At 70.9% G+C, this 17479-nt stretch carries 16 protein-coding genes and 2 tRNA genes; 9 read left to right on the forward strand and 9 right to left on the reverse strand.

Annotated elements, in window-relative coordinates; all coding sequences use genetic code 11:
* Positions 1–84 precede the first annotated feature (84 nt).
* From JHD21_RS05495 to JHD21_RS05520, 6 genes are all read right to left on the reverse strand, one after another.
* Positions 85–1092, reverse strand: a complete 1008-nt coding sequence (locus JHD21_RS05495) for an iron ABC transporter substrate-binding protein (protein ID WP_292672299.1) — start codon at positions 1090–1092, stop codon at positions 85–87.
* A 21-nt stretch (positions 1093–1113) separates the two neighbouring features.
* Positions 1114–2031, reverse strand: coding sequence for a helix-turn-helix domain-containing GNAT family N-acetyltransferase (locus tag JHD21_RS05500; RefSeq protein ID WP_292672301.1), 918 nt, complete (start codon positions 2029–2031; stop codon positions 1114–1116).
* Between the two features lie 41 nt (positions 2032–2072).
* A tRNA-His gene (locus JHD21_RS05505) sits at positions 2073–2148 on the reverse strand.
* 73 nt (positions 2149–2221) lie between these two features.
* Positions 2222–2866, reverse strand: coding sequence for an oligoribonuclease (gene orn / locus JHD21_RS05510; RefSeq protein ID WP_292672303.1), 645 nt, complete (start codon positions 2864–2866; stop codon positions 2222–2224).
* Positions 2867–2898: 32 nt separating this feature from the next.
* Entirely contained in the window at positions 2899–3546 is a 648-nt protein-coding gene (locus JHD21_RS05515; protein WP_292672305.1) for a vitamin K epoxide reductase family protein, read from the reverse strand.
* Positions 3543–4310 carry a DsbA family protein gene (locus tag JHD21_RS05520; protein ID WP_292672306.1) on the reverse strand — a complete coding sequence of 256 codons (768 nt, stop codon included), beginning with the start codon at positions 4308–4310 and terminating at the stop codon, positions 3543–3545. Before JHD21_RS05520 ends, JHD21_RS05515 begins: the two co-directional genes overlap by 4 nt.
* 182 nt (positions 4311–4492) lie before the next feature.
* On the opposite strand from JHD21_RS05520, the gene JHD21_RS05525 reads away from it, so the two are divergent.
* The gene (locus JHD21_RS05525; protein ID WP_292672308.1) at positions 4493–5575 is read left to right on the forward strand and encodes an adenosine deaminase; all 1083 of its coding nucleotides are present in this window, start codon (positions 4493–4495) and stop codon (positions 5573–5575) included.
* Between the two features lie 191 nt (positions 5576–5766).
* The gene (locus JHD21_RS05530) at positions 5767–6447 is read left to right on the forward strand and encodes a response regulator transcription factor (protein ID WP_292672310.1); all 681 of its coding nucleotides are present in this window, start codon (positions 5767–5769) and stop codon (positions 6445–6447) included.
* 4 nt (positions 6448–6451) lie between these two features.
* Here JHD21_RS05530 and zwf read toward each other — a convergent pair whose 3' ends face one another.
* Entirely contained in the window at positions 6452–7885 is a 1434-nt protein-coding gene (gene zwf, locus JHD21_RS05535) for a glucose-6-phosphate dehydrogenase (protein WP_292672311.1), read from the reverse strand.
* Positions 7886–8043: 158 nt separating this feature from the next.
* Here zwf and JHD21_RS05540 point away from each other — a divergent pair, with 158 nt between their 5' ends.
* From JHD21_RS05540 to JHD21_RS05560, 5 genes are all read left to right on the forward strand, one after another.
* Entirely contained in the window at positions 8044–9567 is a 1524-nt protein-coding gene (locus tag JHD21_RS05540) for an Ig-like domain-containing protein (RefSeq protein ID WP_292672312.1), read from the forward strand.
* Between the two features lie 36 nt (positions 9568–9603).
* Positions 9604–10770, forward strand: coding sequence for a calcium-binding protein (locus JHD21_RS05545; RefSeq protein WP_292672313.1), 1167 nt, complete (start codon positions 9604–9606; stop codon positions 10768–10770).
* 147 nt (positions 10771–10917) lie between these two features.
* On the forward strand, positions 10918–11814 hold the full coding sequence (locus JHD21_RS05550; RefSeq protein WP_292672315.1) for a hypothetical protein: 897 nt from the start codon (positions 10918–10920) through the stop codon (positions 11812–11814).
* 88 nt (positions 11815–11902) lie between these two features.
* On the forward strand, positions 11903–12424 hold the full coding sequence (locus tag JHD21_RS05555) for a hypothetical protein (protein WP_292672316.1): 522 nt from the start codon (positions 11903–11905) through the stop codon (positions 12422–12424).
* A 16-nt stretch (positions 12425–12440) separates the two neighbouring features.
* Positions 12441–12920: a YetF domain-containing protein gene (locus tag JHD21_RS05560; protein ID WP_292672318.1), complete on the forward strand. Its 480-nt coding sequence runs from the start codon at positions 12441–12443 to the stop codon at positions 12918–12920.
* A gap of 16 nt (positions 12921–12936) precedes the next feature.
* Here JHD21_RS05560 and JHD21_RS05565 read toward each other — a convergent pair.
* Both JHD21_RS05565 and JHD21_RS05570 read right to left on the reverse strand, forming a co-directional pair.
* A tRNA-Arg gene (locus JHD21_RS05565) sits at positions 12937–13010 on the reverse strand.
* Positions 13011–13049: 39 nt separating this feature from the next.
* Positions 13050–14501: an aminopeptidase P family protein gene (locus tag JHD21_RS05570; protein WP_292672319.1), complete on the reverse strand. Its 1452-nt coding sequence runs from the start codon at positions 14499–14501 to the stop codon at positions 13050–13052.
* Between the two features lie 57 nt (positions 14502–14558).
* Between JHD21_RS05570 and JHD21_RS05575 the strand changes: the two genes are divergently transcribed.
* Entirely contained in the window at positions 14559–15692 is a 1134-nt protein-coding gene (locus JHD21_RS05575; RefSeq protein ID WP_292672321.1) for a PrsW family intramembrane metalloprotease, read from the forward strand.
* On the forward strand, positions 15689–17431 hold the full coding sequence (locus JHD21_RS05580; RefSeq protein WP_292672322.1) for a dynamin family protein: 1743 nt from the start codon (positions 15689–15691) through the stop codon (positions 17429–17431). Before JHD21_RS05575 ends, JHD21_RS05580 begins: the two co-directional genes overlap by 4 nt.
* Positions 17432–17479 lie beyond the last annotated feature (48 nt).

Raw genomic sequence — 17479 nt, forward strand, 5'->3', positions numbered from 1 at the left:
GGGGAGCAGGAGGCCGCCGCCGTCGTTCGGCCGGCGGCGCCGGGGCGTCGCCCGGCGGCCGGTCCAGCGGAGCGGCGAGGGTGCTCAGAGGAGCCCCACGTCCTGCATCATCTGCACGACCACCTCGCTGTTGAGGGTCGAGACGTCGATGGCCGGGGGCTCCAGCTCGCTGAACGGCTTGACGGGCGGCTCCAGGGAGACGGCCGGGTTGAGCGGGTACTCGAGGGCGTAGGAGTCGGCGATGGCCTGCTGGCCCTCCTCGCCGGCCAGGAACTCGACGAACGCCTGGGCGTCCTCCCTCTTGTCGCTCGCCGCGAGGACCCCGGCGCCGGAGACGCTGAGGAAGGCACCCGGGTCCTGGTCGCCGAAGAAGTGCAGCTGGGAGGAGTCGCTGTTCTCGCCGGACTCCTTCTGGTCGCGGTACCAGTAGTAGTGGTAGATGATCCCGGCGTCGACCTCGCCGTCGTTGACGGCCTTCATCACGACCAGGTTGTTCTCCAGCACCGTGCCGTTGTCGGCGAGGCTCTGGATCCACGACCGGGCCGCCTCCTCGCCCTGGGTCGCCACGACCGCGCTGACGATCGCCTGGAAGTCCGCGCCCGTCGGGGAGAACGCCACCCGGCTCGCCCACTCCGGCTGGGCCAGGTCCATCAGCGAGGTTGGCAGCTCGTCCTCCGAGAGGGCATCGGTGTTGTAGACCATGACCGTCGACCGGGCGATGAAGCCCAGCCAGCTCTTGTCTGAGGGGGAGAACTGCGGAGGAACCAGCGCCAGTGTCTCGTCGTCGATCGGCTCGAACAGGCCGGCGTTGTCGACGAGCGTCATCGCGGGGGAGTTCTCGGTGAGGAAGACGTCTGCGGGCGAGGCGTCGCCCTCCTGGACCAGCTGGTTGGCGAGCTCGAGGTCCTTGCCGCTGCGCAGCTTGACCTCGATCCCGGTCTCCTCCTCGAAGATCGGGGCCACCTCCTCCAGCAGCTCCTCGTGCTGGGCGTTGTAGACGGTGATGAAGGGGCCGTCGTCGTCGCCGCCGCAGGCGGCGAGGAGGGGGGCGATCAGGAGGGCGGCGGTCAGCGCCACCGGCGCTCTGCGCATGGTGCGGCCTCTCGGGCAGGCTTAGGGACGCCTAACCTTATCGCCGCCCTCGGGAACCTCACAGTCGAGCGCCTTCTCGAAGAACGCCTGCGCGTACGGGTTGTCGTTGTAGCGCTCGATCGGGCGGTAGCCGGCCCGGTCGTACATCGCGATCGCCTCGGTCAGCGTGCGGTTCGTGTCCAGGCGGACGGTCCGGTGGCCCAGGTCCCGGGCCGTGGCCTCGAGATGTCGGAGCAGCCGTGACCCCAGTCCCGCCCCGCGCCACTCGTCGTGGACCCACATCCGCTTGATCTCGCCGACCTCCGGTCCGAGGGACCGGATCCCTCCGGAGGCGACCGGCCCCCCGTCGCTGGTGGCGAGCACGAACGCGCCGCCGGTGGCGGCCACCATGTCGCCCACCTCGGCGGGCCCCGGGTCGAACCCGTCGGGGAACCGGCGGTCCAGCTCGGCGAAGTAGCTGTCCATGGCCTCCACCGCCGCCGGCTCGGTCGGGTCGACGGTCCGGATGTCGACCGTGGCGGCCCGCACCAGCAGGTCCGCGGTGGCCAGCGCCTCGGTCAGCCGGGCACGCTGTCGCTCGGTGAGTGGCTCGACCAGCCGCGCGGCGAGCCGCTCGGAGCGTGCGTCGAGACGATCGCGAAGTGCCCACCCGCTCCGGGTCAGGGCGACCACGCGACGACGGCGGTCAGCAGGGTCCGGGCGGACGTCGACCAGCCCACGTTCCTCCAGCGACCGGAGCTGCCGGGCGAGGTGGCCGGAGTCCAGGCCGAGCCGCGACCTGAGTCCGAGAGCCGTCAACCCGTCGGGGGACGTGCCGACCTCGAACACCAGCCGAGCCAGCCCCAGAGGAAGCCCGAGCCCCAGGAACGACTCGTCTAGGGCGCCGATGCGCTGGGTGTAGGTCCGGTTGAACCGCCGGACCACGTCGGTGTCGGCCATTCTCTGACTCTAGTCAGAGAACGGCCCGCTGGGGAACGACCTGGGGTGAGTAACGGGACTTGAACCCGCGACATCCGCGACCACAACGCGGCGCTCTACCAGCTGAGCTATACCCACCATGTGGTCCCGGGCAGGGCCCAGGACCGACACGAAAGTGTAGGGGAGGCGAGGCGTTCGCCGGGAATCGGGATCAGAGCTGAGCGCCCGCCTCCGCAGGAGGTGCCTCGGGGAGACCGGTGATCGAGCCGCCGTGCTTGGCCGCGATCCGCCGCGAGGTGTCGCTGTCGGGGCCGGGGGAGGGCACGAACACCGCCTCGCGGTAGTAGCGCAGCTCCTCGATGCTCTCCTGGATGTCGGCCAGCGCCCGGTGGTTCCCCCGCTTGGACGGCGCCTGGTAGTAGGCGCGCGGGAACCAGCGCCGAGACAGCTCCTTGATCGAGGAGACGTCGACGATGCGGTAGTGGAGGAAGGACTCCAGCGTGGGCATGTCCCGCACCAGGAACGACCGGTCGGTGGCGACGGTGTTGCCGGCGAGCGGGGGCCTGCTGCCCTCGGCGCAGTACTTCCGGATGTAGGCGAGCACCTGTCGCTCGGCCTCCTGGAGCGAGACACCGGACTCGAGCTGGGCGGTGAGCCCGGACTTCTGGTGCATTTGCCGGACGTAGTCGCCCATCTGGGTGATCGCCTCGTCCGGGGGCTTGATCACGATGTCGACCCCGTCCCCGAGCACGTTGAGGTCGAAGTCGGTGACCAGGGCGGCGACCTCGATCAACGCGTCGTTCACCAGGTCGAGACCTGTCATCTCACAGTCGATCCAGACGAGTCGCTCGCTCACGCCCCCACCCTAGGGCGTGGCGTCGGAGGCCTTCAGGCGAACAGCGCTTCGCCGTACTTCAGGACCACCGCCAGGACCAGGACGAGGAGCCACACGACCACGAGGATCAGGTCGAGGTTGGACCGCACGAACCGGGCCAGCCCGGCCTGGACCCGCCTGGGCAGGTAGAGGTTGTCGTCGCGGATGTTGACGTAGGTCATCTCGAAGAACACCAGGGTCGTGGCCAGGGTGATCAACATGCACCACGGGCACAGCGCGCCGATGTCGAACATCGCCTGGTGGAACAGCCAGTACGCGAAAACCAGCCCGATCGTGTAGACGACCTGGGCGGCGAGCATGAACCACCGGGGGAAGCGCACCCCGGCCAGGCCGGCGACGGCGATCGTGATCACGACGGGCTCGGTCATCAGCCCGAGGAACGCGTTGGGGAAGCCGAGGACCTGGGACTGCCAGGAGTCGGCGACCGTGCCGCAGCTGATCACCGCGTTGATGTCGCAGCCCAGGTCGGCGTTGGGGTTCTCGGCGAGCGTCAGTGCCTCCACCGACAGCACGAACGACGCCACGAGGCTGGCGATCGAGGCGACCAGCATCGTCACCCAGACGGTGACGCTGCTGTGCCGGAACTCGCCCAGCCGTGACCCGCGGGCCGGGGGCGCGATCTCGTCGAGCGTGCGGGTCACTGGTCGCCGGCGGCGGACTCGATGGCCTCGGTCAGCACTCCGGGCCTGGACCAGTCGCCCTCGAAGACCTCGCCGTCGATCTTGACCGTCGGTGTCCCCTGGACGCCGCCGTCGGTGGTGGCCTCGTCGGTCACCGAGGCGACCCACGCCTCGAAGGTGCCCTCGCCGAACTGGTCCACCACGTCGGCCGGCACCCCGGCGTCGGTCGCGATGTCGGCGATCTCGTCGTCGCTCAGCCCTTCGGTGCCCTCGTCCGGCTGCTGCTCGAACAGCGCGCTGTGGAAGGCCCAGGCGCTGTCCGGAGCGCCGTCGACGACGGTGGCGAAGGCGCTCGCCGACCGGGTGGAGTACTCGGTGCCCTCCGAGAAGCGGTCGAGGATCGAGATCGGGCGCAGCTCGACCTTGGCGACGCCCTCGGACATCAGCCGGTCGAGCTCCGCCTCGTTGACGGACTCGAAGGCGCCGCACGCGGGGCACATGTAGTCGTAGTAGATCTCGACGGTGACCGGCGCGTCGTCCGCACCGACGGGGAAGGCTCCGGACGAGGTCACGTTGTCCGGGACGACGACCGTCCCGGTCGGGCCGCCGCCGTCGTCGTCCCCGCTGGCGGCGTTGACCACGGCCCACACGATCGCGGCGACCAGACCGAGGATCACGACGCCGCCCAGCGCCTGGGCGATCCTGCGCTGCTTCGCCTTGCGGGCTGCTGCTTCCTGCTGTGCCTTGCGCAGCTCCTGGGTCCTGATCCGTGACTGCTTGCTCATCTGCTGCTTTCGGTCGTCGTGCCGGCCGATGGCCCGGGCTGGTTCGGGTCCAGGGTAGGAGGCGAACCCACGATCGCCACGGCCCGAGGCCCGGGTCGGGACCAACGGCCCCACAGGTCGGGACGTCCTGCCCGGCGGTCGAGAACTGGCAGTTCACCCCGTCCTCGCGGTTCAGTGGTGGAGTGACGTCCCCCGTTCTCCCCGGCCTCGACCAGTTCATCCGCGACCTGCCCAAGGTCGAGCTGCACGTGCACCACGTCGGCTCGGCGTCCCCACGGATCGTCAGCGAGCTGGCTGCGCGCCACCCTGGGACCGTGCCGAGCGACCTCGACGAGCTGAGGCGGTTCTACGAGTTCCGCGACTTCGCCCACTTCATCGAGGTCTACCTCGCCGTGGTCGCGCTCATCCGGACGCCCGACGACGTCTACTACCTCACCCACGAGGTGGCCCGGGAGATGGCGACCGAGCAGCAGCTGCGCTACGCCGAGCTGACCTGCACGCCCTTCACGTCCGTCCGACCGGACGACCCGTCGCTCGGCATGCCGATCGAGGCCTACACCGAGGCCATCGAGGCCGCCCGGCTCGACGCCGAGCGCGACTTCGGGCTGGTCCTGCGCTGGGTCTACGACATCCCGGGCGAGTTCGGGCTGCCGTCGGCCGAGGCGACGCTCACGTACGCCGTGGACCACCGGCCCGAGGGCCTGGTGGCGTTCGGGCTCGGTGGGCCTGAGGTCGGCGTCCCCCGGGCGCAGTTCACGGAGGTGTTCGACGCCGCTCGCGCCGCCGGGCTGCACTCCGTGCCGCACGCGGGGGAGACGACCGGGCCCGAGACGATCTGGGAGTCGCTGCGTCTCCTCGGGGCCGAGCGCATCGGCCACGGCACCTCGGCCGCGCAGGACCCCGCGCTGCTCGCCCACCTCGCCGAGACCGGCACACCGCTGGAGGTGTGCCCCTCGTCCAACGTCGCCACCCGGGCCGTGGCCAGTCTCGCCGAGCACCCGATCGCCGCCTTCCGCGACGCGGGCGTGGTCATCACGGTCGGCTCCGACGACCCGCCGATGTTCTCCACGACGCTGAACCAGGAGTACGGGATCGCCGCGGACCTGCTCGGGCTGGACCGCGCGGGAGTCGCCGACCTCGCCCGGGCGGGCGTCCACGCGTCGTTCGCCGAGCCGCAGGTCAAGGCCCGCATCCTCGGTGAGATCGACGGATACGTCCGCGACCACGAGGCGGACGCCGGAGACGTCGCCAACCAGGGCAAATAGTTCAGGCCCCGCAACCTCATACGATGCGGGGCCACGACCAACGTAGGCGCGGCCCGGCCTCGGACCTCGGATTGACGCGGGCGTGTCGCGGCCGCGACCGGTCGACCCGGTGCGAGCCCTGTGACCCGGTCCACCTCGGCTACGCCACCCGAAAGGGTGTCGAACTCGCCCGCACTGGGTAAGGAGTGGGCATGAACACCCGCTCCGGGAACGGCCCCGTCCGAGTAGCCGTCGTCAACGACTACGAGCTCGTCGTCCGCGGCGTCGCCGCGCTCCTCGAGCCCTACTCGGACCGGGTCGCGGTCGTCGAGCTCGACGCCAAGGTGGCCGTCGTCCAGGACGTGGACGTCGTCCTCTACGACACCTTCGGACAGGTCCAGGGCGACGGGATCGACCTCGACGACCTCGTCGAGGGCAACGGCGCCAAGGTCGCGATCTTCAGCTGGAACCTGCAGCCCGAGCTCGTCGCCCGCTCGCTCAAGCAGGGCGCGTCGGGCTACCTGTCCAAGAGCCTCCAGGGCGAGGAGCTCGTACGTGCCATCGAGGCGGTGCACGCCGGGCAGGTGGTGGTGCCGACGAGGCCGGCGGGCCGAGACCGCGACGCCGGCGACTGGCCCGGCAAGACGGAGGGTCTGACGGCGCGTGAGGCCGAGATCATCGCGCTGATCACCCAAGGCCTGTCCAACCAGGAGATCGCGACCCGCAGCTACCTGTCGATCAACTCGGTCAAGACCTACATCCGCACGGCCTACCGCAAGATGGGGGTCACCAGCCGCTCCCAGGCGGTGCTGTGGGGTGTGAGCCACGGCTTCCGGCCCGACGTGATGCGGGAGACCGCGACGCACGAGGCCGAGTTCCCCGCGCGCAGGTAGCCGTTCAGCCGCCGAGCCGCCAGCCACCCCGGGGCAGGTCGAGGGCCGCCTGCGGACCCCACGACCCCTTGTCGTAGGGCACCACCTCCGGCGGGTCGTCCAGCAGAGGCTGGCACACCTCCCAGAGCCGCTCGACCTCGTCGGAGCGGGTGAAGAGGGTCCGGTCACCTCGCAGCACGTCGAGGATCAGGCGCTCGTAGGCCTCGAGCGGGTCGTCGTTCGGGAAGTCCTGCGCGAAGTCGACCGCCATGACGGCCTCGACGAGCTCCATGTCGGGGCCGGGCTTCTTGGCCCGCATCTCCAGCGAGATGTGCGCGTCGTCGGTCAGCTGCAGGACCAGCTCGTTGGGGCCGGGGTTGACCCCGTCCATCGACAGCGCCTGCCACCAGTCGCAGGCCGGGTTGCGGAACCGGAGGGTGATGGTGCGACAGCTCAGCGCCATCGCCTTGCCGGTGCGGAGGTAGAAGGGCACGCCGCGCCAGCGGTCGTTGTCGACGTACGCCTCGATCGCGACGAAGGTCTCGACGTTCGACTCCGGGTCGACGTCGTCCTCGTCGCGGTAGCCGACGTACTGCCCGAACACGACGCGCTCGGGGTCGAGCGGCTGGAGCTGCTGGAACACCCGCGCCTTGGCGTCGCGGAGACGTCGTTCGTGGAAGGCGCCCGGGTCCTCGAGCCCGACGAAGCCGAGCAGCTGGCACAGGTGCGTGGAGATCATGTCGCGCAGGCACCCGGTGCCTTCGTAGAAGCTGCCGCGGCCCTGGATGTCGAGCTCCTCGGGCACGTCGATCTGCACCGACTCGATGCTCCGCCGGTCCCATGCCGGCTCGAAGAGACCGTTCGCGAACCGCAGGGCGAGGATGTTCTGGACGGCCTCCTTGCCGAGGAAGTGGTCGATGCGGAAGACCTGGTCCTCCTCGACGACCTCCTTCAGCGCCGCGTCGAGGGTGCGGGCCGACTCCAGGTCGAGCCCGAACGGCTTCTCGATCACCAGCCGGGCCCGCTCCGCCAGACCCTCCCGACCGAGCATCGCGATCATGTCCAGCATCGCCGACGGGGGGACGGAGAGATAGACCAGGCGCCGTACGTCGTCGCCGAGCTCGTCCTCCGCGGCCCGCACCGCCGCGGCCAGGTCCGAGCCGTCGTCGGCGTTCGAGGTCTGGAAGCTGAGCCGCGCCAGCAGGTCGTCGAGGACCTCGCCGTCGAGCTCGTCGACCCGGTCCTCGAGTGCCTCGCGGATCGCCGCCCGGAACTCCTCGTCCGTGCCGGGCGACGTCCTGCCACTGCCGATGACCCGGAAGCTCTGGGGCAGCCGGCCCGCGGCGGCCAACCGGTAGAGGCCGGGGAAGAGCTTGCGGCCCGCCAGGTCGCCTGTGGCGCCGAACAGGACGAGGACGTGCGGGGCGAGACCGTTGCCGGTCGCCGAGGTCGAGGACATGACTGAATCGTTACCCACCGCTGGTTGGCCGGACCGCGGGACCCGGGAGTCGGCGTGGGGAGAAGGCCGAGCGGCGGGATCCGCGCGGCTTTCTCGTTTCCCCCACACGCGCGGATGCCCCGACGTACCGTGAACGGGTGAGAAACGAGTCTCGTGGTGTGACCCGTGTGGTCACCCTCATGGTCCTGTCCCTGGCGGTCGCCCTGAGCGGTCTGGTCCTCGCCTCACCGGCCTCGGCCGTCGTGACGCCGGTGAGCTACCAGGTCGCGCTCACCGACCCGGTCATGAGCACCCCCCTGGGCACCGACTCGAGCTGCACACCGGGATCGGGCGGACCGGCCGGCTACAAGGTCGTCCGGTTCACGGTGAGCGCCACCGCGAGCTACACGGTCACCGACAACAGCGGCGCCAACGACGGCCGGATCGGCATCTACACCGGTCCGTTCAGCCCCACGAGCCCCGCCACCAACTGCCTGGCCTTCGTCGACGTCAGCGAGACGGTGGCCCTGAGCGCGGGCGCGGTCTACACGATGGTCCAGTCCCACGCGCCCGCCGGAGCGGGCACCGGCGCCTTCTCCTTCAACTTCGACGGTGCCGGCACGCCCACGGTCCTCACGCCGACGTCGACCACGCTGACCACCAACCCCAACCCCTCCGAGCTCTCCAAGGCCACCACCTTGAGGGCGGTGGTCGCGGGAGGTGCCACGCCGACCGGGACGGTCCAGTTCCACGAGGGCGCCACCCTGCTGGGTTCGGCGCCGCTCAGCGGCGGAGTCGCGCGGCTCGACGTCTCGTCGCTCGCGGTCGGCAACCACACCCTGAGCGCGACGTACACCGGCGACGCCACGCACGACGTGTCCGCCGGCGTCCAGGTGCACAAGGTCCAGTACGGACCCAAGCCCAAGGTCAAGCTCTGGGTCTCGGACAGGACGCCCTACGTCGGACAGAAGATCAAGCTGAGCTGGGTCTCCACGGGAGCCGACAAGCTCAAGGCCGGCGGTGACTGGCACGGCAAGCGCCCCAAGAAGGGCAGCAAGAGGATCACGATCAAGAGCCTCGGCTTCCACGCCTACAAGCTCAAGGCGACCAACGTCAACGGCAAGGCCCGCGCGAAGGTCAAGGTCGTCGCGCAGCGCGCCCCGGCCAAGCTGACCGTGGCCGTGCCCGACGAGTTCGTGACCGTGAACACGCTGGTGCGGGTCCGCGCCGACGGCCTGGACGCCAGGGAGCGGTTCAAGATCTTCCTCGACGACGACCTGCTCGCCAAGGGGTTCGCCGACAGGCGGGGCGACGTGAGCGCGCTCGTGCGCATCCCCCGGGGCACCGAGGAGGGCGAGTACACCCTCACGGTCATGGGCAGCAACAAGGACCGCGTGGGCAGCACCCCGGTGCTCGTGCTCGCTCCCAAGAAGCTGGACGTCGAGGTCACCAAGAAGAAGCTGAAGGTCGGCGGCACCCAGACCGTGAAGGTCGCCGGCTTGCTGGAGGGCGAGAGCGTGACCGTGACCTACCTCGGTGAGGTCCTGGTCGAGGGCAAGGCCGACGCCCAGGGTGAGTTCGAGTACGCCTTCCCGGTGGGCGACGAGCCCGGCAAGGCGACCGTCAAGATCGAGGGCGGGGTGCCCAGCCGCGTCGGAGAAGCCAAGTTCGAGGTCTTTCCGGGGGCTGGCGCCGACTCCTAGTCTGCGTACACTGCCACCCTCACGGGGGAGGATCGGATGAGCGCGAGACGAGTGGCCGCGGCGCTGGTGGTCGGGGTGATGCTGGCTGCGCCGGCGGTCGCCGAGGCGAAGACCATCAACGGCGACAACGGCAAGAACCGGCTCAAGGGCACGAGCAAGGCCGACCAGATCAACGCCAAGGGCGGCAACGACAAGGTCAAGGCCAAGGGCGGCTACGACAAGGTCGACGCCGGGCCGGGCAAGGACCTCGTCTACGGGGACGGCGGCAACGACAAGCTGACGCTCGGCACCGGTGACGACACGGCGTACGGCGGGACCGGCTCCGACACGATCACCGGCCAGGACGGCAACGACACCCTGCTCGGCGAGGTCGGCAACGACACGATCGCGGGCGGCACGGGCAACGACACGATCATCGACACCGAGGGCGACGACACCCTCGAGGGCGACGACGGCAACGACCGCATCGACGCGGGCGTCGGCAACGACACCGTCAACGCCGGTGGCGGCAACGACAGCGTCGTCGGTGGCGATGGCACCGACACGATCAACGGCAACGCCGGCGACGACACCGTCGACGGCGGGACCGGCAACGACGACATCAACAGCGGCACCGAGAACGACGTGGTCGTCGGCGGTGACGGCAACGACGCCCTCCAGCTCGGCGCCGGCAACGACACCGGGACCGGTGGGCTCGGCAACGACGACATGGTCGGCATCGACGGCAACGACCTGATGGACGGCGGCGAGGGCGACGACCACGTCTCGGGCGGCGAGGGCGACGACAAGCTGTTCGGCGGTCCCGGCGAGGACAACCTCGACGGCGGTGACGGCAACGACGTGATCTACGGCGGTCCCGGCGGAGAGGGCCTGATCCGCGACGCCGACGGCAAGGGCAGCATCACCGGCGACGCAGGCGACGACATCCTCGTCCCCGGCCCGGGGCGCGACTACGCCTACGGCGAGGAGGGCAGCAACCTGATCGTGGCCCGCAACGACGGGGACCTCGACGAGCTCTACTGCTCACTCCTCGCGGCGACGAGCCAGCCCGACGGGATCATCGTCTACGTCTACGCCGACCAGGACGACCCGGCCCTGGCGGTCGACCCCGACGACGACGTCCGGAGATGCGGTCGTCCGATCACCATGACGGAGTCGGAGTTCGTGAAGCGGTACCCAGGCATCGACCTGACCCTGGTCTAGCCAGGGGTGACTGGCCCGGCCGACCGTGAGGCCTGACCATGAAGTCTGGCCGAAAGGGTGAATTAGCGGAGATCGCCCACGGGGCGGCGTTACGAGATCAACAATCGGTCTACACGACGGTAACGCCACCCACCGGAAGAGTGACCCGTGACTCGCAGCACCCGCCCGCTCAGCTTCCTGCTCGCCCTGCTCCTCGCCGGAGCCCTGCTCGCCACGACGGCCACGGCCCAGGCGCGTAACCAGTACGGGACGGGCGGTGACAACCGGATCAAGGGCACGCCCCAGGCCGACACGATCAAGGCGCGGGCCGGCAACGACCGGGTCAAGTCGCTGGGCGGCGACGACCAGGTCGCCGGAGGTGCCGGCAACGACCGGCTCATCGGAGGCGACGGCGCCGACAACCTCGCCGGCAACGCGGGCGGCGACCTCTTGCTGGGCGGCCCGAGCAACGACCGTCTCAACGGCGGTGGCGACGGCGACACGGTCAACGGCGAGGACGGCGACGACCGGGTCCAGCTCGGCTCGGGCAACGACGTGGGCGTCGGCGGGGCCGGCAACGACGAGGTGATCGGCATCGCCGGTGACGACGTGATGTACGGCGACGACGGCGCCGACCACGTGTCGGGCGGCGAGGGCAACGACGCGCTCTGGGGCGGTCTCGGCGACGACAACATGGACGGCGGCGACGGGAACGACGTGATGTACGGCGGGCCGGGCGACGAGGGCAACCTCAGCGGCTACGACGGCAAGCGCAGCATGACCGGCGACGCGGGCGACGACATCATGGTCCCCGGCCCCGGTGAGGACGCCGTCTACGGCGAGGAGGGCTACAACCACCTCATCGTCCGCAGCGACGGCGAGCTCGACAACCTGTACTGCGGGTTCATCACCGACGACACGCAGGCCGACGGCCTGCTCACGATCGTGGGCAACCCCTCGGACCTGCGGAACAAGATCGACGACGTCCGCAAGTGCGCCATCGAGATCCTGACCGACGAAGAGTTCGCCGCGAAGTACCCGGGCATCGACCTGACGCTGGTCTAGGACCGGCGCCCGGCCCCGGAGACGTGGTCTCGGGCGTCGGGTGACCGGTGGGGAGTTCTTCGGTCGCGGGAGTGGTTACCGACCTGCCGTGACACTCCCCTCGACCACCCTCGGGGACCTGGAGCGACGGGACCAGGACCTCCGCGGACTCTGGGCGCGGCGCGGGCTCCTCGCGCTCCTGGCGCTGACGGTCACCGCGGGTCTCGTCGGTCTGCTGGGCGTGCGGACTGCCACGGTGGACGCGGAGGGTTCCGGCTGGGAGCTGGAGCTGGAGTACCCGTCCGTGGCGCGGGCGGGCCTCGACGTGCCGGTCACCGCCACGGTCAGGCGCGCGGGCGGGTTGGGTGAGAAGGTCACCCTGGCGATCACCGGGACCTACCTCGACCTCTACGAGACCCAGGGCTTCAACCCCGAACCCGACGCCACGAGCCGCGACGGGGACCTGCTCTACCTCACGTTCGAGGCCCCGCCCGAGGGCGACACCCTGGTCGTCACCTACGACGCCTACATCCAGCCCGCCGCCCAGTCCGGGGACGGCGGCGAGCTGAGCGTCATCGACGGCGGCCGCCCCGTCGTCACCGTGGACTTCGACACCCGGATCTGGCCGTGAGGACGGGGGTGTCGTCATGGAGATCGTGATCCGGGCGCTGGTGGTCTTCGCCTTCCTCTGGCTCGTCACGCGCGCCGTGGGCCGGTCGACCCTGGGGGAGCTCAGCACGTTCGAGCTCCTGCTCTACGTGACGATGGGCGACCTCGTCCAGCAGGCGGTCACCCAGCAGGACTACTCGGTCACCGGCGCCGTGCTCGCGGTCGGCACCTTCGCTCTCCTCACGGTCGGGCTGTCGTGGACCCAGTGGCGCTTCCCGCGCACCCGCGACGTCATCACCGGGCGGCCGGTGCTGGTCGTGGCGCAGGGGGAGCCCGACGAGCCGGCCATGCGCCGGCACCGGCTCGCCGTCGCGGACCTCCTCGTGGCGGCCCGGGAGCAGGGCATCCGGCGCACGTCGGACATCGAGTACGCCGTGCTGGAGGCCGACGGCAAGATCTCGTTCTTCACCTACGAGGACGACAGCTCCGGGGCGCCCGAGAAGCCGCCGCAGGGGTGAGGACCTGATCGCTGAGCGCCCCCGGCAGGACTCGAACCTGCGGCATCCGGATTAGAAGGCCGGCGCTCTATCCAGCTGAGCTACGGAGGCATGCGGGTCCATTGTCCCCGAGATGCCGACAAGACACCGCTACGGCATCAGGTCGCCCAACCACCGCTCGACCTCGTCGGAGGTGCGGGGGAGGGCGGCGGACAGGTTCCGGCTGCCGTCGGCGGTGACCAGCACGTCGTCCTCGATCCGGATGCCGATGCCGCGGAGCTCCTCGGGGACGAGCAGGTCGTCGGCCTGGAAGTAGAGCCCGGGCTCGACGGTGAGCACCATGCCCTCGACCAGGTCACCGCGCGGGTAGACGTCGACGGAGGCGACCCCGCAGTCGTGGACGTCCATGCCGAGCATGTGACTGGTGCCGTGCAGCGTCCACCGGGCGTAGACCTTCGAGCTCGGGTCCAGGGCCTCCTCGGCCGAGACCGGGAGCAGGCCCATCGACTCCAGCCCGTGGGCCATCACGTCCATCGCGGCGTCGTGTGCGGCGAGGAACGGGACACCGGGACGGACGGCGTCGAGGCCGGCCTGCTGGGCGGCGTACACCAGGTCGTAGAGCTCACGCTGGACCGGCGTGAAGCGGCCGTCGATCGGCAGGGTGCGGGTGACGTCGGCGGTGTAGAGGTTGCTGCCCTCGGCACCCATGTCGAGCAGGACCAGCTTGCCCGGGTCGATCGTGCCGGTGTTCTCGATCCAGTGCAGGGTCGTCGCGTGCTGGCCGCCCCCGACGATGGAGTCGTAGCCGATGTCGTTGCCCATCGCCCGGGCCCGGCGGAAGAACGTGCCCTCGATCCAGCGCTCGCCGTAGCGGAGCGCGTTGGACCAGTCGCGCACGACGTCCTCGAACCCGAGCGTGGTGATGTCGCACGCCTCCTGGAGCTCGCCGACCTCCCAGTCGTCCTTGACCAACCGCGCCTCGGAGACGACCCGGGCGAAGTCCGTGTCGCGGGACTCGTCCGGGGCCACCAGCTCGTCCACGACGCTGGAGATCCCCCGGAGGACCCGGGTCTTCCCGCTGCCGGCCAGTGCGTCGGGGAGCCGGTCGACGTGCCGGACCTCGAGCCCCAAGGAGTCCGAGACCTCGCGCAGCGACGGGCGCCGGCCGACCCACAGCTCGCCGTAGAGCCGGTCCCGGAAGAACTCGTCGCTGTCCCGGGGCGAGCTCGGGCGGGCGTAGAGCACCGCCTCGCCGTCCTCGATGACGAGCACGGCGTCGCTGGTCTGGTTGCCGCAGTAGTAGGTGTGCGCGGTGTCCGAGCGGAACCGGTACTCGGTGTCGTAGGACCGGACCTTGAAGGTGCCCGAGGGCAGCACCAGCCGCTCGCCGGGGAACATCGCGGCGAGCGCAGCGCGGCGTCGCGCGGCCGGGCCGGCGATGGGGTGCGGTGGCAGGTCCAGGTCGGTGCCGCCCCAGCCCTGGCGCATGAACTGCGAGTAGGCGTCCGGCACGGCCGGGTCGTGGGACTCCACGTGCAGCGGCTCCCCGCCCTCCGAGGTGGTCGTGTCGAGTGAGGTCTCGGGTGAGGTCTCGTCGGTCACCCGGCCAGCGTACGCCGCCCGCCGGGCGGTGGCCCGGCCCCCGATACGCTCCTCCGCATGACCGGGACGGCGAGGAGAGCGCGACGTGACAGCCGCGCGTTCACGGTCATCGTGTGCGTCCTCGTCGGCCTGGGGGCGATCCCGATCCTCCTGGTCGTCGCGCTGTCCAGTGCCCCGGCGATCACGATCCTGGCCACGGTCCTGGCGGCGGTGCCCGTCGTCCCGCTGGTCCTCTGCTTCCTCTGGCTCGACCGCTACGAGCCCGAACCCCGCCGGCTCCTCCTCATGGCTCTCCTGTGGGGAGCCTTCGTCGCGACGTTCGGGGCCCTCGTGGTCCAGGGGATCGGCGGCATCTTCGCCGGCGTGACCGAGGAGGCCTCGCTCGCCGTCGTGGCGCCGGTCAGCGAGGAGCTCACCAAGGGGTTGTTCCTGCTGTTCCTGCTGTGGTGGCGGCGGGCCGAGCTGGACGGGGTGCTCGACGGCATCGTCTACGCCGGCATGGTGGGCATCGGCTTCGCCTTCACCGAGAACATCCTCTACCTCGGGGCCGCCTACAACGGCTCGGACGGGATGGGCCCGGGCGGGGTGGTCGGCATCACCACGACGTTCGTGCTGCGCTGCGTCTTCAGCCCGTTCGCGCACCCGCTGTTCACCGCGTTCACCGGTATCGGGATCGGACTGGCCGTGAGCAGCCGCCGCCCGCTGGTGCGGTGGCTGGCCCCGGTCGTCGGGTACCTGCTCGCCGTGCTGGCACACGGGTTGTGGAACGGCTCGACCCTGTTCGGGGCCGAGGGGTTCTTCGGCACCTACCTCCTCATCATGGTGCCGGCCTTCGCCGGGCTGGTGTGGCTCGGTGTCTGGGCCCGGCGCTCGGAGCGCCGGATGCTCACGGCCGCCCTCGGCGACGCGGCGCAGCGCGGGCTCGTGCCGGCGACCGACATCGGCTGGGTGGTGGACCTCCGGGCCCGCCGGCACGCCCGCGCCTACGCCAAGCAGACGGGTGGCAAGGTCGCCGAGCAGGCCATGCGGGACTACCAGCAGGCCGCGATCGAGCTGGGCTTCCTGCACCACCGCTACCTCCGCGGCACCGCCCCCGCCGACTTCGCGGCCCGGGGCGGCGACTACGTCGCCCGGATCAACGCCGTCCGTCCGAGCATCGCCTTCCCCGGACAGGTGGTGCCGACCCGATGACCAACGCCAACCCCGCGACGTACGGCACGGTCATGCTGACCGCCCTCATCCGCCTGCACGACGCGCTCAAGCAGGTGCGCCTGCCGCTGGACCTGCCCGGCATGGACACCCACCGCGAGAGCCGGCGGGAGATGGTCGACCAGCTCGAGGACTACGTGATCCCGCGGGTCACCACCCTCGAGGCCCCCCTGCTCGCCGTGGTCGGCGGGTCCACCGGCGCCGGCAAGTCCACCCTGGTCAACTCGCTGGTCGGGCAGAAGGTCACCCAGCCGGGGGTGCTGCGCCCGACCACCCGCTCACCGGTGCTCGTGCACCACCCGGACGACGCCCCCTGGTTCGGGCAGGACCGGCTGCTGCCCGACCTGGAGCGGGTCTCCTTCGCCACCAACGACCCGGGCGCTCTGCAGCTGGTGCCGAGTGAGGCGTTGCCCCCCGGGCTGGCCATCCTCGACGCGCCCGACGTCGACTCGGTCGAGGAGCGCAACCGGGTGCTCGCCGCCCAGCTGCTCGCTGCGGCCGACCTCTGGGTCTTCGTCACGTCGGCGGCGCGCTACGCCGACCAGGTGCCCTGGGGCTTCCTCAAGCAGGCCGCGGAGCGCTCGACCGCCGTCGCCATCGTGCTGGACCGCACCCCCGAGGAGGCCGTCCAGACCGTCTCGACGCACCTGGCCCGGATGCTCGCCAGCCGGGGGCTCAAGGACTCGCCGCTGTTCGTGGTCCGGGAGGGGCCGGTCGACGATGACGGGCTGCTTCCCGCCGACCACGTCGTGGACGTCCGGGCCTGGCTGCGGTCGCTGGCCGAGGACACGAGCGCGCGCGGCGCCGTGGTCCTCCAGACCCTCGACGGCGCGGTCCGGGCCCTCACCATGCGCACCTTCCCGGTGGCCGACGCCGCGGCCGACCAGAGCGTCACCGTCGAGCAGCTGCGCCAGGATGCGACGAAGGCCTACGACGACGCGGTCGCCGCCGTCGTCGCGGCCACGGCGGACGGCACACTGCTCCGCGGCGAGGTGCTGGCCCGGTGGCAGGAGTTCGTCGGGACCGGCGAGCTGCTCAAGGGGCTGGAGACCCGGGTCGGCCGGATCCGGGACCGCCTGGTCAACACCGTCAAGGGCCGGCCCCAGCAGGCCGAGCGGGTCACCGTGGCCGTCGAGTCAGGCCTGGAGCTCCTGATCCTGGAGCACGCCGAGGCCGCGGCCGAGCGCGCCGAGGCGTCCTGGCGGCAGCTGGCAGCGGGCCAGGGCCTGCTCCGGGACGCCCCGCACGGGGCCGAGCTGGGGCGCGCGTCCCGTGACCTGCGCCGCCGGGCCGAGCGGTCGGTGCGGGAGTGGCAGGCCGACGTCCTGGAGATGGTCCGCACCCAGGGCGCGGACAAGCGCTCGACGGCACGGTTCCTGGCGTTCGGCGTCAACGGTCTCGCCGTCGCGCTGATGGTCGTCGTCTTCTCCTACTCCGGTGGTCTGCTCGGCGCCGAGGTCGGGATCGCGGGTGGCTCTGCGGTGCTCGGCCAGAAGCTCCTCGAGGCGGTGTTCGGCGACCAGGCCGTCCGTAGCCTGGCCGCGCGGGCCAAGCGATCCCTGGAGGTGCGGGTCACCGAGCTCCTCGAGGCCGAACGGGCCCGCTACACCGATCTGCTCGACTCGCTCGGCCTGGACCCCGAGGCGCCCGAGGCGCTGCGCCGTGCGTCACGTCTGGTGGAGGACGCGCGCTTCGCCGGCCAGCTGCCAGATAGCCTCTGAGGCTGTCCCACACGAGACCCGCCGCACCCGCCACCAGCCGCTCCACCC

It is taken from the genome of Nocardioides sp. (assembly GCF_016462705.1).
GTDB lineage: Bacteria > Actinomycetota > Actinomycetes > Propionibacteriales > Nocardioidaceae > Nocardioides.